Source organism: Pedobacter vanadiisoli, from assembly GCF_042684385.1.
Lineage (GTDB): Bacteria > Bacteroidota > Bacteroidia > Sphingobacteriales > Sphingobacteriaceae > Pedobacter > Pedobacter vanadiisoli.
Map to the genome: position 1 here is coordinate 239,480 of NZ_JBHULL010000005.1, position 24,434 is coordinate 263,913.

Sequence of the window (24,434 nt, forward strand, 5' to 3'; positions counted from 1 at the left end):
ACTATTTATTTTCGTTTTGCCCGGCTAAATCTACTTTATTTTCTTCGTCATCTTCCTGACCAAACCTGGTTAAAACTTCTGCCGCTTCTATACCTTCATCATTTAAAAAGCGGCTAAAAGCAGCGGTAAAACCATGGGTAACATACACTTTTTCGGCACCTGTTGCCTTAATGGCTTCCATTAAGCCCGGCCAGTCGGCATGATCACTGAGTGCAAAACCAGCATCGGCACTTTGCCAGCGGCGGTGTGCCCTTACCTGCATCCAGCCAGAACATATACCGGTAACCGGATGGGATAAATTTTTGATCCATCGGCTATCCCGCATCACAGGAGGTACAATTACAATTCCTTTCCGTAATTCATCTTTGGTTGTTTCAGGTGTAATCCTTACAGTTTCCGGAAGTTTTACACCAGCTTCTATAATCACTTCATTTAAATTGGCAATACTGTTATGTACATAAATCGGGATATCGCCGGCCAGGTTTTTAATTAAACGCTGCGCTTTGCCCAAACTATAAGCAATCAACACGCTTGTTTTCTGTTGATTGATATTATCATTTACCCAGTTCCTGATTCCGTTAAAAACAATTTCCTGTTTTTGCCATTTATAAACCGGCAAGCCAAAAGTACTTTCTGAGACAAAAGAATGGCATTTTACAGGCTCAAAGGGTGTAGTAATACCATCATTTTCAATTTTATAATCACCAGAGATTACACAAACTTCTCCTTTGTATTCCAGGCGTACCTGTGCCGATCCTATAATATGCCCGGCAGGGAAAAAAGAAATGTCTACGCCATTGCGGCTAATGCTTTCTCCATACTCCAACGTTTCTACATTTAAATCTTCACTGATTCTGCGTTTGATGATGGGTTTGGTTAAAGTATGGCATAGGTAATATTTGTTTCCAAAACGAACATGATCGCTGTGCCCATGTGTGGTTACGGCATAATCTACAGGCCACCAGGGATCTACATAAAAATCGCCTTGCTCACAATAAATGCCTTTTTTGGTAAATTCGATCAACGCCATAGTTACTAAACAATAAATCTAAAGATTAGTTTTTAATGAATATCGGGTAAATACCCGATAATTTAAAATATCGGCTAATTACCCGATAAATCGAAATATCGGCTAATTACCCGATATTGTTTTTGTAATATGGATAATAAATCCGATATTGTAGTATGATTTGTATTATAACCGGTGATATTATAGGCTCGAGAAGGATTAAAGATAGTTGGTTATCAAACCTAAAATCTGCATTGAGATTGGCAGCGGGCGAATTTAACAGATGGGAAATTTTCCGCGGAGACAGCTTCCAGGTGGGAGTGGAGATAGAAGAAGCCATCAAACTTGCAGCCTACATCAAAGCTTGTATCAGGACAAATAAACCTGCCGACGTAAGGATGGGCATTGGCATCGGTGCGATGAAAAATAGAAGAAAGAAACTATCAGAATCCAGCGGCGATGCATTTGTTCATTCGGGTACAGCCTTTGATGCACTGAAACAGTCTAAAACCAATCTGGCCATCAAAACCGATAACCCTGATTTTGATGAAGAGATGAATGTTCTGATCAAACTTGCACTTATTGCAATGGATAATTGGGGAGAGGTAGCTGCCGAAATGGTAAAACTTGCACTGGAAAACGAAAACCGGCTGCAGAGCGAACTGGCGGCAATTTCTGGCAGAACACAATCTTCTGTAAGCGAGGCACTAAAACGTGCTCATTACAGCGAAATAATGGAAATGGATAAGCTATACCGTAAAAAACTGAACCAAATGATTTTAAAATAATGGATATCTATTTAATCAAGCTAATTATTGCCCATTTAATTGGAGATTTCTTTTTGCAACCAAATACCTGGGTAAAAGATAAAGAGCAGAAAAAGTTAAAATCAACAAAGCTGTACCTGCATGTAGCGGTGCACGTGGCTTTGATATTTCTTGTTTTTTTAAGCTTTAATGTTTGGAAAATAGCTTTAACAATAGGTGTTGCCCATTTAATCATTGATGCATTAAAATCGGTCATTCAAAGTAATAAAAATGCCCGCATATTATTCTTTGTTGATCAGGTATTACACTTTAGCTCAATTGTGGCCCTGTGGCATCTCTTTTATAAAGGGAACTTGAATATTGTTTTTTTAAATGATTTGCATACCTGGATATTAATTTCGGGTACTTTGTTTTTAACCCTGCCCACATCAATTGTTATGAGGGTCATTATCGCCAAATGGATCCCTGATCAGCCGGATAGTCCTAAATCGTTAGAGAATGCAGGTAAATACATCGGGATACTGGAACGGACCCTAATTTTTCTGTTCATTCTTACCAATCATTTTGAGGCTGTTGGTTTTTTACTTGCTGCAAAATCAATATTCAGATTTGGCGATCTAAAAGAAAAACATGATCTGAAACTTACTGAATATGTGCTGATCGGAACCTTATTAAGCTTTGGAATAGCTATTGTAACCGCTATGCTTACCCAAAGGCTTATCGCATAAAAAAAGCAGCCCTATAGCTGCTTTTAAATTTTTCTATCTCGCTCCTGGAGGGCAATTTTCTTTTAAAAACTTAGTATAAGTTAAAGATAAATGTTTACCGGTTCCTTCGCCTTCAGAAATACTGTGGGTACGGTTTGGATAACTCATCAATTGAAAAACCTTTCCATTCTTAATTAACTCGTTAATCAGCATTTCGGCATTTTGATAATGTACATTATCGTCGCCTGTACCATGAATATACAATAAATTACCTTTTAAGTTTTTAGCGTAAGTAACCGGAGAACCTTTAATGTAAGCCTCTTTACTTGGAAAAGGTGTCCCCATATAACGCTCCTGGTAAACATTATCGTAGGTTAATTGATTGCCTACTGCCGCAATGGCAATACCTGTTTTATAAATTTCAGGATATTGGAACATCAGGTTTAACGTAGAAGAACCACCTCCGCTCCAGCCCCAAACAGCCACACGGTCTTTATCCATATAAGCATAGGTAGCCAGTAATTTTTTCGCAGCCATAGCTTGATCGCGGATATTGATTACACCTATGTTTTTATAAATACTTTTGCGCCATACGCTTCCTTTCGGAACAGGTGCGCCTCGATTATCCATCGAAATATAGATATAACCATCTTTAGCCATATCGCCATCATACAAACGATTTGTACCTGCACCCTCAACATCTGTTGCCGTTGCACCTGCCGGCTCACCATAAACATAAAATAAAACAGGATATTTCTTACTTGGATTAAAGTTATCAGGCTTTTTCATCCAGCCATCCATTTCAATGCCATCCTCAGTGGTTACTTTAAAAAACTCAACTTTGTTTTTGGTTGCCGGCTGTTTAGCTAATTGTGTAGTAATGCTTCCATCCATGGTAAATGGATTCCCTGTAGTAAAGTTCATCCATTCTGTAATGGATTTAACAAGTGAACTGTTGTATGAATGACGTGCAAAAGCAGCATTAGGCGAAATATCGTAATTGTGTGTTCCAGGTAAAACAGAAGGTGTAACCTGCTCTAATTTACCTTTTCCATCCAATCTGGTTTTAAAAAGATACTTCTGAGTGGCATTTGTTGGTGATGCAAGAAAATAAACCATGTTGTTTTTTACATCGATCAATTTTACGTCGATCACATCATAATTGCCCTTCGTAATCAAAGTTTCCTTTTTTCCATCAATACTAATTCTGTACAGGTGGTCCCAACCATCTTTGTCTGATACGATGGTAAATTCTTTATTGTCATTAAGCCATTTCCAGTCATCCTGTGCGTCGATCCAAGCTTTTGCCTTTTCAGTATAAACAACTTTTGCATCACCTGTACCGGCATTGCAGATAAATACTTTACTTTCGTTCTGCTCGCGGTTAAGCTGCTGCAAAATGATATTATTGCTGTTCGGAACCCACTGCATGCGTGGAATGTAATGCTGGATATTATCGCCCGGAACATTTAACCAATTTGTTTTTGCGGAAGCAATATCAACAACCCCAACTTTACAGGCAGACGGGTTTTCGCCTACTTTTGGGTATTCTACCGGGATGGTGTAAGGATAAATAGAATCGGTATTGTTGATCATTAAAAAGTTCTTGATCTTCGTAGCATCGATCTGCCAGTAAGCTATTGATTTTCCGTCAGGGCTCCACCTAAAACCATCGCGGCAATTAAATTCCTCTTCGTAAACCCAATCAAAGGTACCATTGATCATCCGGTCTGTACCATCAGTAGTTAAAGCTTTAGCTCCAGTCCCGTCAATATTTTCTACGTATAAATTGTGTTTGCTTACATAGGCCACTTTGCTTCCATCAGGTGATAATTTGGCAAACATTAACGATGATGCAGGTTTATCTTTCCCAATCTGGGTAATCTTGTTAGCCGTTAAATCAACCAGCCAATAATCGCCACGGGTATCATAACGCCAAACTTTTTTACTGTTGGTATAGATGAGTGCTTTTGTACCATCATCAGACAATTGAAAACTTCTTACTGCAATGGCATTATTTTTTCCGGCAGGCGTTAACAAAGCTCTCGATATAATTGTTTTTTTGTCGTTTTTAGGGAGGCTGACTGCAATAATTTCTCCGCCTGCAATCTGGTAATAGGAGTTCCCATCTTTTGCCCAGTTAATACTTTGGGCTTTTGCATCAATGAGTGCACATATCGCAATGCAAGCAATTGATAATCTTAAAAATAAGTTTTTAATCATATTTAGTTTTTGGACATAAAAAAAGCTTTTCAACTTTCGGCTAATTTAAATAAAAAGCCTAAAGTTGAAAAGCTGTAAATTATCTGGTATTGGCTAATTATTCACCACCACCCTGCATTGCTTTCAATTCTTCCATAGTTACTACTTCGTAACCGGCAGGAACTTCAGTGCTAATGGCACCTACTTTAGCTTCAGAAAGAGATTTTAGAACAAGGTCAGAATTTACACCATTAATTACTGCCGAATACTTTACCGGAAGTGCACCTAAGCCTTTAAAGAAACCGGCATTTGTAACAGCTGAAATATCAACATCTTTTGTTGCCCATAATTCATGCGCGCCACCTTTGTCGTCTTTGTAAGTATATTTTTCGGCATTAAGCCCACCAATTACCTGTTTTTCGCCAGTTGCTTTGTAATCAGAATATTTTGGCAACAATGCTTCCTGTGCTTCCGTTTCTGCTTTACTTACCTTTACCGCAAATTGTTTTTGTGCTACCGGAACATCTATTAATAATAATCCGGTTTTATCTGCTGTGTTCGAAATGATGTTAACCATAGCAGGGCCATTTTCAATTTCGATTTTGGTTAAACTGCCATTAAATTTGGTTTTGATATCGGTTGTCGAACCATTAGCAGTTACTGCAAATACAAGGGTACCTTCTGCTACTTTCTTTTGTGCATGTGCAATTATAGCTGTACTTACTAAGATTAAAGCTACAATACTAGTTTTGATTGATTTGAACATTTTTTATTTAAGTTTTAGTTATTTACCAATTGATTTTTTCCTTTTTCAAAAATAAAGAGATTCCTTTTTTAAAATCGTCACTTTCCCTTACCCTGGCATTAATCTGTACCGCCGTTTCTAAACTCTTTTCTAAATAAGGATTAACAGTTTGGGTAATCAGCTGTTTAGTAATCATTAATGAATTACCCGAACTACCTGTGCACAAACTTAGTGCAAATTCTCTTGTTTTTTGATGAATATCGGATGAATTTGTTACAAAATTTATCAAATTATATTTAAGTGCCTGCTCAGCAGAGAAAGTTTTTCCGGTGAGTAAAATTTCCTTGGCAATTGATTCGCTTACCTTTTGTTTTAAAAAGCAGGAAACGATAGCGGGTACAAAACCAATTTTTACTTCAGTATAACCAAAATTGCTTTCAGGAGTGGCAAAAATAATATCACATATTGTTGCCAAACCACAGCCACCGGCTATAGCATGACCTTCTACCTGGGCAATAACCACTTTTGGCAGATAATAAATGGTTGTAAAGAGTTTTTTAAGCGCATTAGAATCGGCAACATTTTCTTCAAATGTATTGTTCTGTAATTGCTGAAGGTATGCTAAATCTGCACCAGCACTAAAAGCATCGCCATTTGCATTTAATATGACTACTTTTACCAGGTCATCCTCTGATGCCCTGATAAACGCAGAAGTTAATTCGGCTATAAGCTGAGGGTTTAGCGCATTTTTCTTTTCGGGCCTGTTGATTGTTATCGTTGCTATTCTTTCAGCAACCTGATATAAAACCAAATTTTCCATGCTATTGTGTTAGTTGTACCAAATATGCTTTATTTTTCTTTAAAACATGTACTTCTACACCATTATTATAGAAATGCTTTTTTAAAATCTGAATTCTATAATCTTTATGAGTAGCATCTATTATAGCAGTTTTATATTTTATATCCGTGTCCATAGTGGCAAGATTAAATTTTTTATTTCCACTTAACCAAATACTCGAAAAAGTAGCATTTCCATTTATCTTTTTACCACTCAGGTTTTCATCAAGCAGGAGTATCTTATACTGAAAAAAGGCAATCTGGTTATTCTTTAATATAAAATGTCCTGAAATGGTATCTTTTTTTGGATTAATGAAGGATATTTTATCTACCTGCAACTGGTTTAATGCGGGCTCAACAGAAAAGGTATAATTTTTATCTTCTCTATTTAAATCTGAAATTAAAACGGCCTGTTTTCCATTAATGAAAGCAGCTGCATAGTTTTTTCTCAGGGAAAAGAAAATGATTTTCCTCTGGTAAAAAGCGGTCAGATCATCTCGCAAAACCAAAAGTTGGTAAACAACAAATAGAAATAAGGCGCTGAACAAAAGTTGTTTGTTGAATTTTGACAATGCATAAATAAACAGTCCCAAAGAGAGGCTCAATAAGATAAATTCAGGCAAATTAATCCAAATTGAGGAAAAGCTGGCATATGGCAAACCGGCCATCCATTTTAATACAGCATTGGTAAAATTTATGATCCCTTCGAAAACCGGAGCGAGAAATCCGAATAATGGAATCAATATCACAATCCCTAAATACATCATTAAGATCAATGGAATGGTGATGAAAAGATTCGCGAAGAGAAAGTAAAGCGGAAATTGATGGAAATAATAAATGCTTAACGGAAACGTAACAACTTGTGCAGCTAAAGACATAGAGGTAAAATGCCATAATTTATCTATCCAGTTACGTTCGGTATACAGAAGCTTGTAAATTTTAGGTTGAAGATAAATTAGCCCGAATACCGCCAGATAGGAGAGCTGGAAGCCAACATCCCAGATTAAGAATGGATTGTAAACCAGCTGACAAAAAGCTGAAAAGGCCAGAACATTATAACCGTTTGTTTTCTTAGATAAACCTTTCGCAGTGATTAAAACGGTAATCATTATCGCAGAACGTACTACTGAAGGTGATAATCCGGTTAGCAAAGCATATCCCCAAATTAAAGTACAGATGAGCAGCAGTTTCAGCGTCTGTAATGCCCTATTTTTATTTAAAAAGAAGAACAGAAAATCTAAAACGACATAGATAATAGCTACGTGTGCTCCTGATACCGATAAGGCATGAATGGTTCCTGTTTTGGAATATGCTGATAAAGTTTCTTTATTTAAATCGGCGCGGTAGCCCAAAATAAGGGTAGAGGCCACAGCAAAAGCCTCGTCACTTTTAATCAGACTCCGGTATTTTGCAACCTGCTTCTCTCTCAAATTTAAAGCCATCTTTATCATGGGGTTGCCAACATTGTTTTTGTCGACTACAATATGACCCTGGTCCATAAATGCCTGATGGTAAATATTCTGACTGCCTAACCAGGCTTTAAAATCAAACTCTGCAGGATTATATGGAAGCTCAACATCGGTATACCTGGCCGGGATGATGATTTCGTCGCCATACTTTAGTTGTATTGGTTTTACACTATCTAATCTTATGGCAACTAGTATCTGTCCCGTTAAGCGGATCGGTTTATCTTTTTGGTATCCCGATACTAACTTTGCTTTAAAACGCAGCACATTACCACTTTGCTGAGGTTCATCATTCACCCAAACTTTTAAGTAATTGCATGGAGTTTTTGCAAAGTAACTTTGGTCCAGTCTTTCATTATTGAGCAGGCAAAGCAAAGCACCAAGAGTGAAAAAAAGCAAAAAAATTAAAAGGCCAATAGTTCCTTTGTAACGATATATACTTAATCTTTTATAGGTAACGTTTAGAAATAAAATACCCAGTAAAATAACAAATAATGTTACAGCCAATAACTGAATATTTACCCAGTCCTGAAAAAAGTAAAAAACGCTGATACCCAAAAGAAAAGGGGATAGGATCCTGACAAAAACATATTCAGATTTAAACATTTTTTAAAATTGATAGCGTAACTGAATTTTAACTTCCGATTTTTTATTGCCATCAATTTCATCCAGGTATGTTCCTACAGTTTCTACATCCTTATAAACAAATAAACCATATCTAATCCAAAAACTTAGTTTCTTGATTACTTTATATCTAAGATTAAGATAAGTCCGAAAACCCTTTCCATTATACATTCCAAAAGCAAAACTGTACAAAACGTCATCCTCATAGGCATAAATTCTGCTGTTGTAGCTTGGCGTATTGAAATAGGCAAATCTCACATTTCCTGTTAGCTTGGCAAACATTGGCGAATAGTCAATATCCTGATAAACGAGGTAGCCAAGTTCCCTTTTGGCATTTCCTTTTTTATATTGCGAAACCTCTATCCGATTTTGAAATTGCCAATTATTATTCAGTTGCCAGGTTGCTTCTGCCCGGTATCCCGTTCTTTGTACACGGTCTAAAAAATTTACAGCTACATCCAAATCGGTATTTTGTTGTTTACGTTCCGTTTTAAATCGAACTAAAACTTTAAAGGTTTTACTAGGTGAATAAACAGCCTGAGTTAAGACCTCATAACCCTTTGAAGGTTCATCTACACGGTATTTTAACCAGGGAAACCTAAAATAATCGCCATAGAAGGAAAAAGCCCAATGTTTATTTGGATTAACATTTAAGCCAATATACAATCCTTTTTCATTTACCGCTTCGGTTGATTCTGATACCGCCTGATTAAAGAAACTATGATAATCTTTAGCATAATTGCGATGAGTTAAAGCTGCAGAAACTATTGGAGACAAACTCATGAGAATGCCATTAATATAGGCAAGCCCACCACCTGAACCTTTAGCCATCTCGCCATAGATGTACATGTTTTTATAGGTATAATTATAAAACAACCCCAGGTTGGTTAACGATTTGCCCGTAAAACTATAACGGTCATAAGCTGCTGTTTGTGTAACAAAACGGTTCTTATAATGCGTTTGATAAGCAATTGCACCAACTGCAAATTCATTTTTGGTATATTGAACTGTTGTACCAAATACCCTTTGTGCCAAAACACCTTTATTCTTAATCTCGGTGGGTGTTCTATGTAAACCGGTCTGATTGATGGTGGTCTGAGTTAAATTTCCTTCCGAATCTAATTTTTGACTGGCATCAAGATTGCGAAACGAAAGAAAAGGAGTGATATCTATATTCTTAAACAGGTTAATTGTTGCAGCGCCTCCTCTAAAAAAAGAAAATTCATTAGTAGAATTATAAGGTCTTAAGCCTAAATCTTTTTTGGCCACACTGGTTACATCAGGACCCTTACCAAAAGAAAAACCCGACCACAAAGTTAAACCTTGCCCGAATTGCAATGCATAATCGCCAACTACCAATCTTTTTAGCTTACCTAATTTTAATAGTGTGATGTTGCCTGAATAGAAATCAAAAGGCTTGCCCATAAATTTTTCACCGGCATCCTTGTCAAAAGTAAGAGCTGCTGATAGAATTGAACCATAATGGTAGCGGTAGCGCATCTGAAATCTTTCTGGCGAACCTAAATACCTGTTGCCAGGCAAATCTGTATAACCTTTCTGTTTCTGTAAGGTCTGCGCAAAACGCATCATCAAATCATTTCCTCCAGCATACACCATATTGTTAAAACGGAGTTGCTGGTATTCGGTGATGTTGTTCACCGTTACAAACGGCAGGATGTTACTCACGGTTTTAACATCAAAACCATCAATACTTTGTAGTTCCAGCACATCTTCAAGCTGGCCATTTTCCCTGATGTATGTAAAGAAATTACCAATCTGCAATGGTGATAGAAAAACCAGGGTCTTTAATTCTTCAACTGTAGTACGGTTCAGGTTAATTGGGTGTTTACGATATTTTTCTAATAACTCAACCAACTCAGTCATATCGTAATCATCGGGGAGGCTTTCGGCCATACTCTCCAAAATATCACGTATTTCTGTTTCCTGTGTGCCGGTTTGGGCATTTGCCATGAATCCGATCATTACAAAGCCAACAATTAATCCTTTAAACCGCATAAGCACCTCCAGCTAGAAATTTAGTTATCATTTCATAGTTAGTGGCCAATACAATTCCAGGAGGATTTGTATGCACAATTAAATGATTAACTATTGCTAAGGAATAGCTACCCAAATGGTTATGGAAAAATAAAAAACAAGAAAAAAAGAAGAGCAACAATGCACACCATATTTTCATAAGCAGGAGTTAAACTGGTTAATAAAAAATAGGGTGATTTTTTTGTATTGATAATACTAAGATAGGGAAATAATTAAAAAACTACAAAAAACGTATGTTTTAATTACTTAAGTTAATGAATAAAATAGATAATAAATGAAACAGTTCACTTAAAGTTCTTCAGCCAGATGGACCAGAAAGCTTTTCAATTTTTCTAAAGAATCAATAATTTTCTGGTTCTCTTTTACATCCGATTTATTGTTCTTCAGGTATTCTTTAGCACCTTTTAAAGTAAAGCCTTTCTCATCAACCAAATTAAAGATGATCTTCAGATTTTCTATATCTTCTGGTGTGAACAAGCGGTTGCCTTTCTTGTTTTTCTTAGGCTGCAGGATATCGAATTCTTTTTCGTAAAAACGGATCTGCGACGCGTTTACATTAAACATTTCAGTCACCTCGCCCATGGTATAATACATTTTATTAATGTCTCTTTCTTTATACGGCATAACTTGTGCTTGATTATGAGTGTTTTATATCGATTAATTAAAGTATTCAAATGTAGGTCGATTTTTCCTTAATAACGCAATAAAATTTTAATTTTGTTGCCTCCAATAATATTGAAATGACAGCAAAAGAGATTAGACAGGCATTCCTTAGTTTTTTTGAATCGAAACAGCACCATGTTGTTCCCTCAGCACCAATTGTAGTTAAGAACGACCCTACATTGATGTTTACCAATGCAGGTATGAACCAATTTAAAGATCTGTTTTTAGGAGAGGCCGCTGTAAAATATTCTCGTGTTGCAGATACGCAACGCTGCTTGCGCGTTTCCGGTAAACATAACGACCTGGAAGAAGTAGGTATTGATACTTACCACCACACCATGTTCGAAATGCTGGGCAACTGGAGCTTTGGCGATTATTTTAAAAAAGAGGCCATTGCCTGGAGCTGGGAGTTATTGACCGAAGTTTATAAAATCCCGAAAGAAAAACTTTATGTTACCTATTTCGAAGGCGATGAAAAAGAAGGCCTGGAAAAAGACCAGGAAGCTTACGATCTTTGGAAACAATATGTTGATGAAAGCCATATTTTACCCGGAAACAAAAAAGATAATTTCTGGGAAATGGGCGATACCGGACCATGCGGACCATGTTCAGAAATCCATGTAGATTGCCGTACCGACGAAGAAAAAGCTTTAGTTGACGGTGCTTCGCTGGTAAATGCAGATCATCCACAGGTGATAGAAATCTGGAATAACGTATTTATGCAGTTTAACCGTTTAAAAGATGGTTCATTGCAAAGTTTACCGGCAAAACATGTAGATACCGGGATGGGTTTTGAACGTTTGGTACGTGTTTTACAAGATAAAACATCCAATTACGATACCGATGTTTTCCAGCCGCTAATCCAGTTTATTTCTGATAAAGCAGGTATTAAATATGGGGCTGACGAGAAAACTGATATTGCCATGCGCGTAATGGCCGATCATATCCGCGCCATTTCTTTTGTTATTGCCGATGGGCAGTTGCCATCTAATAATAAAGCAGGCTATGTAATCCGCAGGATTTTACGCCGGGCTGTGCGTTATGCTTATACATTTTTAAACTTTAAAGAGCCATTTTTAAATCAGCTGGTTCCTTTATTGGCTGATCAGTTTAAGGGAGTTTTTGATGAACTGATTTCACAACAGGATTTTGTACAGAAAGTAGTTTTAGAAGAAGAAGTTTCTTTCCTGAGAACCTTGTCGACAGGGATTCAGCGTTTCGAAAAATACCAGGCTGCCAATCATGTAGTTGAAGGAGCTTTTGCCTTCGAATTATCAGATACCTTTGGTTTCCCGATCGATTTAACTGAGCTAATGGCCAGGGAAAAAGGCTGGAGTGTTGATCTGCTTGGTTACGAACAGGCGTTGAAAAAACAAAAAGACGACAGTAGGGCCGCAACAGCTATTGACACAGGCGATTGGATTGTAGTAAATGCCGAAGATCAAAGTGAATTTGTAGGATACGACGACCTGGAAATTGAAACAGAGATTTTAAAATACCGTAAAGTTAAAGCTAAGGGCAAAGAGCAATACCAGATTGTGCTGCGCCAAACGCCTTTTTATGCCGAAAGCGGTGGCCAGGTAGGTGATACCGGCCGTTTGGAAGACCATAGCCGCCAGTTCTGGGTAGATATCACTGATACCAAAAAGGAAAACGGACTAACAGTTCATTTTACCGACATTTTGCCTGATAATTTAGAAGGTAAATTCTGGGCGGTTGTAGATGAAGATAAACGTATCTTGACAGAAGATAATCACTCAGCCACGCATTTATTGCATGCAGCGCTTAAACAGGTGCTGGGCAAGCATGTTAACCAGAAAGGTTCACTGGTAAATGCCGATTACCTGCGCTTTGATTTTTCTCATTTTGCAAAGGTAACCGATGAAGAGTTGGCCCAGATTGAAGTTATTGTAAACCAAAAAATCCGTCAAAACATTAAGTTGAAAGAACAGCGTAATGTTCCTTATCAGGATGCGATTGAAAGCGGTGTAACTGCTTTATTCGGTGAAAAATATGGTGATTTCGTACGTGTGATTACTTTTGATGATCATTTTTCTAAGGAGCTTTGCGGTGGTACGCATGTAAAAGCCACCGGACAGATCGGTTCTTTTAAAATTGTTTCAGAAAGTGCAGTAGCAGCAGGTGTTCGCCGTATCGAAGCCATCACTGCCGATAAAGCTGAACAATTTTTCCTCGATCAGAGAAGAGAATTAGGGCATTTAAAGGCTTTATTAAATGGAAGCAAAGATTTATCTGCATCTGTTCAGGCTTTATTGGATGAAAATGCAAAGCTGAAAAAGGAAATCGAAAAATCGACATTGGAACGTGTAAACAATTTAAAACATGAAATTGTACACCATGTTAGGGGAATTAACGGAATCAACTTAATTGCAAAACATATCGACCTGCAAAGTGCAGAAGCAGTTAAAAACCTGGCCTTCTCCTTAAAAGATATGATCGATAACCTATTCCTTATTTTTACAACAGAAATTGACGGGAAACCTGGTATAACCGTAATGCTTTCAGATCATTTGGTTAAAAAGGGATTAAACGCCTCAAACATCGTACGCGAACTGGGCAAAGAAATCCAGGGTGGTGGGGGTGGACAGCCTTTTTATGCAACAGCAGGGGGTAAAAATCCAGCTGGGTTAAAGGCTGTTCTGGAAAAAGCCGAAAACTTTATACCTCATCATTAATATATAAAATGAGATCCCTAAAAATGCAAATTTTGGGTAACACTGAGCATAAAAAAAGAGGCCATAGGCCTCTTTTTTGTTTTGTATGTTAATGTCTGCCGTGTTTTCCGCCACCATGACCATGGCCCCTTGACATGAAATCTCCCCGTCCTTCACGATGCCAGTTTTTTTCACGGTAAGGCCTGTAATCATATCGAGGCGAATTGTATCTGATCCTGTTTCCACCACCATAAGATGAACGGTAGTAATTGTTATGACTAATGTAAGTTACCCGATGTTCATTAAAATTGCGATATGGATTATTTCCATACATTACAATTTTCCTTCCATGATGCAGATCATAACCTCTATACCTGGCCGGTAAATATCTCGACCGTATCCACCTACTTCCGCTTAAATAAACAAATCGCCTTTGCGGCACACAATAATAGGATTGTACTTCTGGGAGATAATAATAATCAACACTCTGATAGCCCGCCGGAACCCATGCAGGCTGCGTGCCAATGTTTAAATTAATACTTACCTGAGCGTTAGATTGATTAGCTGTTAAAGCCACGATACTTAAAATCGCGGAAATGATAAATAACTTTTTCATAATAATCTATTTATTTGTGTGTGCTTCAGTAATTCAAACGCTGTGCCAAAATTTCTATTGTAACAGAGATATAAAAAAAGGAGCATCTTTCGAAACTCCCTTTAACTTAATTTAATATGATAGACTAATGTTTGTCTTTGCCATTTCCATGGCCTTTGCCTTTATTCTCTTTTCCAAAGATTTTTTTAGCTTGTCCTGGAGGCATACCATGTGGGTGTCCTTTTACCTCATAATATCTACTATCGCGACTATCTCTGATGATCAATTGACCTTTATTGCCTTTATATTTTGAATACTTTACCTTGTCGTTTCTGAAATTCAAATAGGGTCTAGGCGAATTAACTACTACCTTATAACCGCTGTATAAATCATAATTGCTATATCTGCTTGGTAAAGAATTCGCAAAAACCCAATCGTTTCCGTTCAGGTATACAAACTGTCTTTTTGGAACATAATAATAGCTTTCTATATCAGGCAGATAATAATAATCAACATGATCATACCCTACAGGTCCCCATAAGGGCTGTGAGCCGATGTTCACATTTACGTTTAACTGAGCTTTTGCCGGAATGCTGAAAAATGAAACCATCATTAATGCAGCAATTAAAAATAATCTTTTCATAATCAATTTAATTTGTGTGTTCTTATTCAATACCAAATGCGTGCCAAAAATCATTAAATAAAAAAGGAACACCTTTCGAATCTTCTTATTATACATATTAGAGCATTTGTTATAGCGGCTAACCTGGTTATTATCTCTTTAGTGCCATTACCTTTATATTTATATAAAAATAAAGCTTACTTAACTAACAGGGATTTAAATATTATTTTGATTTACTCAATGTATTGAGTAATTTTACTCAATACATTGAGTAAATTGTAAATTATGTTCCAAAGATCTTATTTACAGAAGCTTACTAAAGTAATGAATGAACCAAAGAGGTTTATTCAAGTGCTTGTGGGACCTAGACAGATAGGCAAAACAACATTGATCAGTCAATTGGTCAAGGAAATTAATACGCCTTATATATTCGAATCCGCTGATACTGTTGCAGCTTCTGACAGAACATGGATAGAACTGATATGGTATAATACCAGAGAACTATTAAAAGAACCAGGGGTTGATGAATATCTTCTTGTGATTGATGAAATTCAGAAAATTGATAATTGGAGTGAAATTGTGAAACGTCTTTGGGACGAAGACATGCGGAATGGAGTAAACTTAAAAGTAATTTTATTGGGATCTTCAAGACTGCTTATCCAACAGGGCCTCACTGAGTCGCTTGCCGGTCGTTTCGAATTAACTTATATGGGGCACTGGAGCTTTACAGAAATGGAAAGTGCTTTTGGTTTTACAGCCGAAGAATATGTGTGGTTCGGAGGTTATCCTGGCTCAGCAGGTTTAATTAAAGAAGAAGAGCGCTGGAAAAATTATGTTTCAAATGCTTTGATAGAAACCAGTATTTCGAAAGATATTTTAATGCTTACGCGTGTAGATAAACCTGCTTTAATGAAACGTTTGTTCGAACTGGGTTGTTTATATTCAAGCCAGATACTGTCTTTCACTAAGATAATAGGACAACTCTCTGACGCCGGTAATACCACTACCTTGTCTCATTACCTACAACTGCTAGATACTGCAGGCTTATTGGGTGGTATCGAAAAATTCGCGGCTGATGTAATTCGTAAACGTTCGTCAAGCCCAAAATTCCAGGTACATAACAACGCATTGGTGAGCGCGCAGAGAAATGAGCTTTTTGAGGAAATAAGGAAACAACCGGCAGAATGGGGGAGAATGGTCGAATCTTCAATCGGGGCACATCTGCTAAACTCTTCTTTTGCAGAAGGGTACAAGGTATTTTATTGGCGGCATAGGAATGATGAGATAGATTTTGTTTTAGAAAAACGAGGAAAAACAATTGGCCTGGAGGTTAAAAGTACAGGCTTGATTAGTGGTACATCGGGCATGGATGCTTTTAGCAAAATGTATAAGCCCGATAAAATCCTTTTAGTCGGAGCCGGAGGATTACCTTGGCAGGAATTTCTAAAAATTTCTCCTTCGAGCCTTTTCTAACGAAAAACTAAATAATAACTATATTTGACACAATAATATTTAACCATAGTTAAACCTGTATTGAAAGGTAAACCGTGGTTAACAAAATTTACAATAATACAAAGCTTTAATGCCTTTACAAGAAACAAGCCCCCAAACTGCCTTCGAACTCGTTTCAGGATTAGAAATCCACGTTCAGTTAAATACAAACACGAAAATATTTTCAGCTGATAGTGCATCTTTTGGAGCTTTACCCAATCAAAATGTTTCAACCGTTTCGCTGGCTTTACCCGGAGCATTGCCTAAGCTGAATAAAGAAGTGGTAGAAAAAGCTGTCCGGATAGGGCTGGCCTTAAACTGCACCATCAATCAGGTGAATCATTTTGACAGAAAAAATTATTTCTACGCCGATCTGCCGAAAGGCTATCAGATTACCCAGGATAATCAACCCATCTGTGTAAATGGTTTTTTGGAAATTCAGCTTGCCGATGGTTCTAAAAAGAAGATTGGCATTAACCGGATCCATTTAGAGGAAGATGCAGGTAAAAGTATTCACGATCAGGATGACAACTATTCGCTGGTTGACTTAAACCGCGCAGGGGTACCTTTGATTGAGATTGTAACCGAGCCTGATATCAGGAGTTCGGAAGAAGCTTCAGTACTGCTAAGCGAAATCAGGAAATTGGTTAGGCATTTAAATGTAAGCGACGGCAATATGGAAGAGGGTAGTTTGCGTTGCGATGCCAATATCTCTATACGCCAGAAGAGTAGTACTGAATTTGGAACCCGCTGCGAGGTAAAAAACCTAAACTCCATGCGTAACGTACGCAGGGCTATGGATTTCGAATTTAGCCGTCAGTTGGAAGTAATCAGTAATGGCGGACAGATTATTCAGAGCACCTTAAATTTTGACGCAGATAAAGGGACTACTTCGCCAATGCGAACCAAAGAAGAAGCCAATGATTACCGTTATTTTTCAGATCCTGACCTGCAGCCTATTTATATTTCAGATGATTGGCTTGCAGAGATCAAATCTTCGATGCCACTTTTGCCAAATGAAATTTCAGCGCAAATGATTGCTGAATTCGGGATCAGTAAGGCCGATTCGGCATTATTTGCAGAAGATTTGGATCTGCTTACTTATTTTAATACGGCCAAAACCATCGTAAATAACAAAAAAAGCCTGATTAATTGGTTAATCGGGCCGATAAGGGCTGTTTTGAATGAAAAAGGGATTAGCATTGCATCATTTAAAGTAAAGCCCGCACAGTTGGCTGAGACAATCAACCTGGTCGATGATAAAAAAATTACGCAGCAGATTGCAATCCAGCAATTATTACCAGCTGTTGAATTACAGGAAGATGCAAAAGTGACTGATTTAGCGCAATCATTAAATTTACTCATCTCTGAAAACGGAGATGAATTAAGTGGTTTTATTGATGAAGTGTTAAATAAATATCCTCAACAGGTAGAAGCGTATAAGAAAGGGAAAAAAGGCGTTTTAGGTTTATTTGTTGGCGATGTAATGAAACTGGCCAAGGGTAAGGCCGATGCTAAAAAATTAAATGGATTAATACTTGAAAAACTGAAATAATGAGACTAAAACAAATGAGCCTGATCATGCTGATCGCGATTGCTTTCACGGCATGTAAACCAGAAGATAGCTTTACCATTGATGGCACTTTCAAAAACCCCGGAACGGAGAAGAAGGTACTTTTATATGGTATGCAAAACAGCAATATGGTTGCCATTGATTCGACCAATTTATCAGAAAAAGCAGAATTTAAGTTTACACGCAAAACTCCATCTGTTGATTTTTTCAGGATATCGTTGGGCAATCATGAATTTATGCTGATTGCAAAAAATGGCGATGAAATCAAATTAGAGGCTGATATAGCAGATAAATCTATGGCCTACAAAATTTCTGGTGCAAATGAGGTAGATAAACTATCTGAACTGAATGCCATCAGAAATAATTTTGCCCAACAGGTGGAAAAGCTACAGGCAGATTTTGATGCAAAAGTTGCAAAACAGCCACAAAATAGGGCGGCCGTATTAGAATCTATGAAACCACAATACGAATCGTACATCAATCAGCTAAATACACAGATCATTAAATTTGCGAAAGATAATAAAGGAACACTTGCAAGTTTTTATGCAATGAATACTTTAAGTCCACAAGAATTTGAAGCCGAACTGGTGCAGTTTGCCGATGAGGTTAAAGAAGAAATTAAAGGCAATGCCACTGTAGATACCTTTGTAAAACAGATGGCTTTATTAAAAGCTGTTCAGGTAGGTCACGTTGCACCTGCCTTCACTATTAATACTGCTGATCATAAACCGGTAAGTTTATCAGATTATAAAGGAAAATACGTGCTGATTGATTTTTGGGCTTCATGGTGCCAACCATGCCGTCAGGAAAATCCTAATGTAGTTAAAGTTTACAATAAATATAAAAGCAAAAACTTTGATATTATTGGAATTTCATTGGATACCGACAAAGCAGCATGGTTAGGTGCGATAAAGGCTGATGGCTTAACCTGGACCCACGTTTCAGAATTGAAAGATTTTAACGGAGAAACGGTAAAAAAATACCAGGTACAGGCAATCCCAACTTCTTATCTTGTTGATCCGTCAGGAAAAATTATAGCTAAAAACCTACGCGGAGATGAATTAGAAGCATTTTTAGCTAAAACGTTACGTTAAAAAAAAATCCATGTTAAACTAATTTAAGTAATTAACAATTTCTTAACTTAAGCTTAACCAATTACTGCATCACAGATGCTACTTTCGTAACAAATATTTAACTATGAACAACGCAGGTCAGAAAATATTAATTGTTGATGATGAACCAGATATTCTGGAACTTATTGAGTATAACCTAAAAAAAGAAGGTTATCAGGTTTTCACAGCTACCAATGGCCAGGAAGGAATTACTGTTGCGAAAAAGGTTCATCCGGATTTAATTATCCTGGATATTATGATGCCTAAAATGGATGGGATAGAAGCTTGCCGTTTAATGCGTGCAATTCCTGAATTTAAGAACACTTTTATGGTATTCTTAACTGCCAGGAGTGAAGAATATTCCGAAATTGCTGGTTTTAATGTTGGTGCTGATGATTATATTGCAAAACCGATCAAACCACGTGCTTTGGTTAGCCGCATTAACGCAATATTAAGAAGAAATACTGGTACTGAAGAAGTATCAGAAAACAAGCTGGAAATTGGCGATTTGGTGATCGACCGTGAAGCTTACCTGGTTTTTCAAGGCGGAAACAAAGTAGTGCTGGCTAAAAAAGAATTTGAACTGCTGTATTTATTGGCTTCGAAACCCGGAAAGGTTTATACCCGCGAGTCGATCCTAAAAAATATTTGGGAAGATTCGGTTGTGGTAACCAATAGAACCATTGACGTGCACATTCGTAAGTTAAGGGAAAAACTGGGTGAATCTTATGTTTCAACAGTAAAAGGAGTAGGCTATAAGTTCGAACTTTCTTAAATAATTTCCATCACAGATAGACACAGATTAATGCAGATATTTTTTCTGACGATTAATCTGTGTTTTTTTTATGCTGTCAATCCTGAGACAAGAAGGACCTCTTGTCTGTATTCACTTCAGCACCTCCTCTTAATAAGCCCCTGAAATAAATTCAGGGTAACGACCGCCTTAAAAAATAAAATCGTATTTTTGTGCCTCATTAATTAAAACACAGTTTGAAATTTACAAATTTTAAAGACCTTATTCTTTTTGAAGACAATGATTTTATTGTGATCAACAAACCACCATTTTTAGCATCACTTGATGAGCGTGGTGGGTCTGGTGAAACCAATGTGTTGCGTTTGGCAAAACAATACAGTGACGATGCCCAGGTTTGTCACCGCTTAGACAAAGAAACATCCGGTGCTTTAATTATTGCAAAAAATCCTGAAGGTTACCGTCATGCCTCTATGCAATTTGAAAGAAGAAAGGTAAGTAAAACCTATCATGCAGTGGTAGATGGACATGTTATTTTTGATGATTTAACTGTTGACTTACCGATTTTAAATGATGGCAATAAAAATGTAACCATTGATAGGGCCGAAGGAAAACGGGCTGAAACGATATTCAATTCTTTAAAATATTATAAACACTATACTTTGGTAGAGTGCAAACCCATTACCGGCAGAATGCACCAGATCCGTATTCACCTGGCCACGCAAAGAGCTGCTATTGTTGGCGATGAAATGTATAAAGGTAAACCGGTTTTTCTTTCTTCGATTAAAAGAGGCTATAAATTAACCAAGGGCGAAGATGAACAACCAATCATGAAACGTTTTGCTTTACATGCCCGCCATTTGGTTTTTAAGGGACTTAACGACCAGGATATTGTGATTGATGCGCCATACCCTAAAGATTTTGCAACATTAATTAAACTACTGGACAAGTTTGATGCATAAAAGGAGGCTTTAAATTGGCTTCTATCTTTGTTTTTGCTACTTTTGGGCATCGCCCTCTATTTAAAAAAACAATAGAATGTACATCAGATTTGTAAATTACCTTGATAAGATCAACCAGTACCGGAAATCTAAAATATCAAATCGTAATTTCTTAATTATCCTTGCTGTAATTGTTGGGATTTTAGCTGGACTGGCCGCCGCTGCTCTAAAAAGTTTAACCCACCATATCGAAGAATTTCTTCAGTCAGATTGGCACTGGAAATATAAATATTACCTGTACTTTATATTTCCGATGATCGGTATTTTCTTAACGGTTTTGTACATTAAATACTTTATCCGTAAAACGAAATTCGAAACAGGCTTAACCCCTTTGCTCTATGCTATTTCAAAAAAATCCAGTAAGGTAGAAGCACATAATATTTACTCTCAGATTATAACCGCAGCAATTACCGTTGGTTTTGGTGGCTCGACAGGTTTGGAAGCCCCAATTGTAACGAGCGGATCAGCAATCGGATCTAATCTTGGCCGCGTATTAGGTTTATCGTACCGTGAGGTTACCATGCTTGTGGCCTGTGGTGCAGCAGCGGGTATTGCAGGTGCCTTTAACAGTCCGGTAGCGGGGATCGTTTTCGCCATCGAAATCCTATTGCCCGAATTTACCATTCCTGCATTTATTCCGCTTCTATTATCGGCAGCAACTGCAGCAGTAGTGGCAAGATTGTTTTACACCCAGCAACTTTTCTATTTGGTTACAGAAGGGTGGAAGGTTAACGCTTTATTTTACTATGTTATACTGGCTTGTTTTATTGGCTTATTCTCTATTTATTTTACCAAAGCAAATTATGCTGTAAAAGGATTATTCTATAAAATTAAACATCCTTATACCAAAGTAATAGTAGGCGGTTTGATGCTGGGAGTTCTGGTATTTCTATTTCCAACTTTATATGGTGAAGGATATATTACCATAAAAGGGCTATTAAAAGGCGATTATCATACGGTAATCAATAATAGTATTTTTGCCGATTATAGTTCGGTTTCGGCTGTGGTTGTATTGTTTACGGTAGTTACCATCTTTATGAAATCTATTGCCACCCTTGTTACTTTAGGTGCAGGTGGCAATGGCGGTACATTTGCGCCCAGTTTAATTATGGGAGGCTTAATCGGGTTTATCTTTGCTTACATGGTAAACCTGTCGGGAATAGCACAGCTTAATATTTCCAATTTTATTGTGGCGGGTATGGCCGCTGCTTTAGGTTCCATTATGCATGCGCCCTTAACCGGTATTTTTTTAATTGCTGAAATTACAGGAGGGTATATTTTAATGGTTCCTTTGATGATCACCACTGCGATTTCTTATGCGATTAACCGCAGCTCGCAAAAACACTCCATTTACACCAAAGCACTAGCCGATAAGGGAGAATTACTATCTCATGAGGATAAGGACACAACGGTTTTAAACCAGATGAAACTGAAATACCTGATCGAGAAAAGTTATCCCCAGTTACAGATGAACGACCTTATTCCGGTTAAGATGAATGAAATTTTGCAATCGCATAAAAATATCTGTGCCGTTACCGATGAACTGGGTGATTTTAAAGGTATTATTTATATCGAAGAGCTGTTTAATGAAATGATCAGTCATCCGGATAGGGATAATTTACTGGCATCAAGCCTGGTTCAACCTGCACCGAATACCATTACAGAAAATGACGACCTGAAAATGGTACTAGAGAAAATGGAGCGGGATAATGTTTGGATTTTACCTGTACTCACCGCACAGAACCAATATTTAGGCTTTGTTTCTAAAACAGCTATCTTTAATAAATACAGGGCATTACTAATGAGGCAGAACGATTATATGAGTTAAGATTGTTTAATGTTGGAAAGTTGAAATGTTATAAAATTCAATACATTAGTCGCTAAGAATTGTTCAGGTACCAGCTGTTTTCCAAGCACCTTTAAGTTTCAAATGATCTTATTAGATCACAAAGCTGGAGGAAGAAATCTTAAATATATAATATTTAACAGATCTCTCCATTCTGCTGCACTTCAGTCGAGATGACGAAATGTATAAAAAAGGAAATGTATAAAAAAATTGGAATGTTGTCCGGAGAACCTTCAAACATTCCAACTCGATAACTTTTTAACTTGTACGAGGGCTATTCCGCTCTTTTCAAGCCAAATTTTTCAATTTTACTATATAAGTGACTTCTCTGAATATCAATCTCATCAGCAGTTTTTGATACATTCCAGTTATTTTTTTCCAGCTTGAATTTGATAAACTCACGTTCAGCATGGTCTTTATAATCCTGGAAATTGCTAAATGAATCAAAAGATGAGGTTAACGCCGAACCACCAGCAGCAGCGATCTGCGTACTGCTTGCCGCACCAATATTTGTTCCTCCACCCGGATTGGCAAAAGCACGTACGTCATTTTCGGTAATTACCTTATCGCTCAGAATGATCAATCGTTCGATCATGTTATGCAGCTCACGTACGTTACCTGTCCATGGTAAAGCCTGTAATGCAGCCATTCCCGCATCATTTATTTTCTTAACAGGCATGCCATAATCGCTGCAAATGCTTTCTAAAAAGTTCTGTGCAATTACAGGAATATCATCAATGCGTTCTGTTAAATGTGGAACATGAATATTGATTACATTTAACCGGTGGTATAAGTCCATACGGAAATTACCTTCTTCAATTTCTTTTAGCAAGTCCTTATTGGTTGCGGCTAAAACACGCACATTTACTTCAATTTCCTTTTCGCCACCTACGCGCGTAATTTTATGTTCCTGTAAGGCACGCAGCACTTTAGCCTGGGCAGATAGGCTCATGTCGCCAATCTCATCAAGGAACAAAGTTCCTCCATTGGCCAGCTCAAACTTACCAATGCGTTGTTTAACGGCAGAGGTAAATGAACCTTTTTCATGACCAAACAATTCACTTTCAATCAGTTCTGATGGAATTGCAGCACAGTTCACTTCAATTAATGAACTATCTGCACGATTCGATTTTTCATGTAACCAGCGGGCTACCAGCTCTTTACCGCTACCATTTGCTCCGGTAATCAGTACACGGGCATCAGTAGGGGCAACACGCTCAATAGTTTCCTTAATTTTAGAAATACTCTCTGATTCTCCTAAAATTTCGCGGGTTTTGCTTGCTTTACGCTTTAAAACCTTGGTTTCGGTAACTAAGGTTCCGCGATCTAAACCATTTCGAACAGTAATTAGTAAACGGTTTAAATCAGGTGGTTTTGAAATGAAATCGAAAGCTCCTTTTTTACTGGCTTCAATGGCCGTTTCAACCGTTCCATGTCCAGATATCATAATGAAAGGCAGGTCAGGCTTGATGATCTGTGCTTGTTCGAGCACCTCCATGCCGTCCATCTTATTCATCTTGATATCGCAAAGAACCAGGTCAAAATTTCCCTTTTTGATCATTTCGAGGCCATCGATACCATTATCGATATCTTCCACATCGTAATTTTCGTATTCCAGAATTTCGCGTAAGGTACTCCTTATCGCACGCTCATCGTCAATTATTAATAGTTTAGCCATTATAGATGTATCTTC

At 37.5% G+C, this 24,434-nt stretch carries 19 protein-coding genes; 9 read left to right on the plus strand and 10 right to left on the minus strand.

Annotated elements, in window-relative coordinates:
• Window position 1: 1 nt before the first annotated feature.
• Window positions 2-1,030 (minus strand): ligase-associated DNA damage response exonuclease, encoded by a 1,029-nt coding sequence (locus ACFSR6_RS04940; protein ID WP_379075746.1) that lies wholly within the window; start codon window positions 1,028-1,030, stop codon window positions 2-4.
• Between the two features lie 155 nt (window positions 1,031-1,185).
• Here ACFSR6_RS04940 and ACFSR6_RS04945 point away from each other — a divergent pair, with 155 nt between their 5' ends.
• Both ACFSR6_RS04945 and ACFSR6_RS04950 read left to right on the plus strand, forming a co-directional pair.
• Window positions 1,186-1,797 (plus strand): SatD family protein, encoded by a 612-nt coding sequence (locus tag ACFSR6_RS04945; RefSeq protein WP_379075749.1) that lies wholly within the window; start codon window positions 1,186-1,188, stop codon window positions 1,795-1,797.
• Entirely contained in the window at window positions 1,797-2,504 is a 708-nt protein-coding gene (locus ACFSR6_RS04950; protein ID WP_379075752.1) for a DUF3307 domain-containing protein, read from the plus strand. The genes ACFSR6_RS04945 and ACFSR6_RS04950 overlap by 1 nt, the downstream gene beginning before the upstream one ends.
• A gap of 33 nt (window positions 2,505-2,537) precedes the next feature.
• Here the strand turns inward: ACFSR6_RS04950 and ACFSR6_RS04955 are convergent, their stop codons facing one another.
• The 6 genes from ACFSR6_RS04955 to ACFSR6_RS04980 all read right to left on the minus strand — a co-directional run bounded on the left by ACFSR6_RS04955 (window position 2,538) and on the right by ACFSR6_RS04980 (window position 11,036).
• Window positions 2,538-4,706 carry a S9 family peptidase gene (locus ACFSR6_RS04955; RefSeq protein ID WP_379075755.1) on the minus strand — a complete coding sequence of 723 codons (2,169 nt, stop codon included), beginning with the start codon at window positions 4,704-4,706 and terminating at the stop codon, window positions 2,538-2,540.
• A gap of 97 nt (window positions 4,707-4,803) precedes the next feature.
• Window positions 4,804-5,451 (minus strand): hypothetical protein, encoded by a 648-nt coding sequence (locus tag ACFSR6_RS04960; protein ID WP_379075758.1) that lies wholly within the window; start codon window positions 5,449-5,451, stop codon window positions 4,804-4,806.
• A gap of 22 nt (window positions 5,452-5,473) precedes the next feature.
• On the minus strand, window positions 5,474-6,250 hold the full coding sequence (locus ACFSR6_RS04965; protein ID WP_379075761.1) for an enoyl-CoA hydratase/isomerase family protein: 777 nt from the start codon (window positions 6,248-6,250) through the stop codon (window positions 5,474-5,476).
• Window position 6,251: 1 nt separating this feature from the next.
• Window positions 6,252-8,339, minus strand: coding sequence for a ComEC/Rec2 family competence protein (locus tag ACFSR6_RS04970; RefSeq protein ID WP_379075764.1), 2,088 nt, complete (start codon window positions 8,337-8,339; stop codon window positions 6,252-6,254).
• Window positions 8,340-8,342: 3 nt separating this feature from the next.
• Window positions 8,343-10,373, minus strand: coding sequence for a ComEA family DNA-binding protein (locus ACFSR6_RS04975; protein WP_379075766.1), 2,031 nt, complete (start codon window positions 10,371-10,373; stop codon window positions 8,343-8,345).
• Between the two features lie 327 nt (window positions 10,374-10,700).
• A complete protein-coding gene (locus tag ACFSR6_RS04980; RefSeq protein WP_379075768.1) occupies window positions 10,701-11,036 on the minus strand; it encodes a MerR family transcriptional regulator in 336 nt (111 codons plus the stop codon).
• A 116-nt stretch (window positions 11,037-11,152) separates the two neighbouring features.
• Between ACFSR6_RS04980 and alaS the strand changes: the two genes are divergently transcribed.
• A complete protein-coding gene (alaS, locus tag ACFSR6_RS04985; protein WP_379075771.1) occupies window positions 11,153-13,771 on the plus strand; it encodes an alanine--tRNA ligase in 2,619 nt (872 codons plus the stop codon).
• Between the two features lie 88 nt (window positions 13,772-13,859).
• Here alaS and ACFSR6_RS04990 read toward each other — a convergent pair whose 3' ends face one another.
• Together ACFSR6_RS04990 and ACFSR6_RS04995 are read right to left on the minus strand one after the other, a co-directional pair.
• Window positions 13,860-14,366, minus strand: a complete 507-nt coding sequence (locus ACFSR6_RS04990; protein WP_379075774.1) for a hypothetical protein — start codon at window positions 14,364-14,366, stop codon at window positions 13,860-13,862.
• Between the two features lie 124 nt (window positions 14,367-14,490).
• Window positions 14,491-14,988, minus strand: coding sequence for a hypothetical protein (locus tag ACFSR6_RS04995; RefSeq protein ID WP_379075777.1), 498 nt, complete (start codon window positions 14,986-14,988; stop codon window positions 14,491-14,493).
• 303 nt (window positions 14,989-15,291) lie between these two features.
• On the opposite strand from ACFSR6_RS04995, the gene ACFSR6_RS05000 reads away from it, so the two are divergent.
• The 6 genes from ACFSR6_RS05000 (at window position 15,292) to ACFSR6_RS05025 (ending at window position 22,723) form a co-directional block, all read left to right on the plus strand.
• The gene (locus ACFSR6_RS05000) at window positions 15,292-16,440 is read left to right on the plus strand and encodes an ATP-binding protein (RefSeq protein ID WP_379075780.1); all 1,149 of its coding nucleotides are present in this window, start codon (window positions 15,292-15,294) and stop codon (window positions 16,438-16,440) included.
• 109 nt (window positions 16,441-16,549) lie between these two features.
• Window positions 16,550-18,013 (plus strand): Asp-tRNA(Asn)/Glu-tRNA(Gln) amidotransferase subunit GatB, encoded by a 1,464-nt coding sequence (gene gatB, locus ACFSR6_RS05005; protein ID WP_379075782.1) that lies wholly within the window; start codon window positions 16,550-16,552, stop codon window positions 18,011-18,013.
• Window positions 18,013-19,125 carry a redoxin domain-containing protein gene (locus ACFSR6_RS05010; RefSeq protein WP_379075785.1) on the plus strand — a complete coding sequence of 371 codons (1,113 nt, stop codon included), beginning with the start codon at window positions 18,013-18,015 and terminating at the stop codon, window positions 19,123-19,125. Before gatB ends, ACFSR6_RS05010 begins: the two co-directional genes overlap by 1 nt.
• A 103-nt stretch (window positions 19,126-19,228) precedes the next feature.
• Window positions 19,229-19,918 carry a response regulator transcription factor gene (locus ACFSR6_RS05015; protein WP_379075787.1) on the plus strand — a complete coding sequence of 230 codons (690 nt, stop codon included), beginning with the start codon at window positions 19,229-19,231 and terminating at the stop codon, window positions 19,916-19,918.
• Window positions 19,919-20,133: 215 nt separating this feature from the next.
• Window positions 20,134-20,856 carry an RluA family pseudouridine synthase gene (locus ACFSR6_RS05020; protein ID WP_379075790.1) on the plus strand — a complete coding sequence of 241 codons (723 nt, stop codon included), beginning with the start codon at window positions 20,134-20,136 and terminating at the stop codon, window positions 20,854-20,856.
• A gap of 76 nt (window positions 20,857-20,932) precedes the next feature.
• On the plus strand, window positions 20,933-22,723 hold the full coding sequence (locus tag ACFSR6_RS05025; RefSeq protein ID WP_379075793.1) for a chloride channel protein: 1,791 nt from the start codon (window positions 20,933-20,935) through the stop codon (window positions 22,721-22,723).
• 292 nt (window positions 22,724-23,015) lie between these two features.
• On the opposite strand, the gene ACFSR6_RS05030 is transcribed toward ACFSR6_RS05025, so the two are convergent.
• Window positions 23,016-24,419, minus strand: coding sequence for a sigma-54-dependent transcriptional regulator (locus tag ACFSR6_RS05030; RefSeq protein ID WP_379075796.1), 1,404 nt, complete (start codon window positions 24,417-24,419; stop codon window positions 23,016-23,018).
• Between the last annotated feature and the right edge of the window lie 15 nt (window positions 24,420-24,434).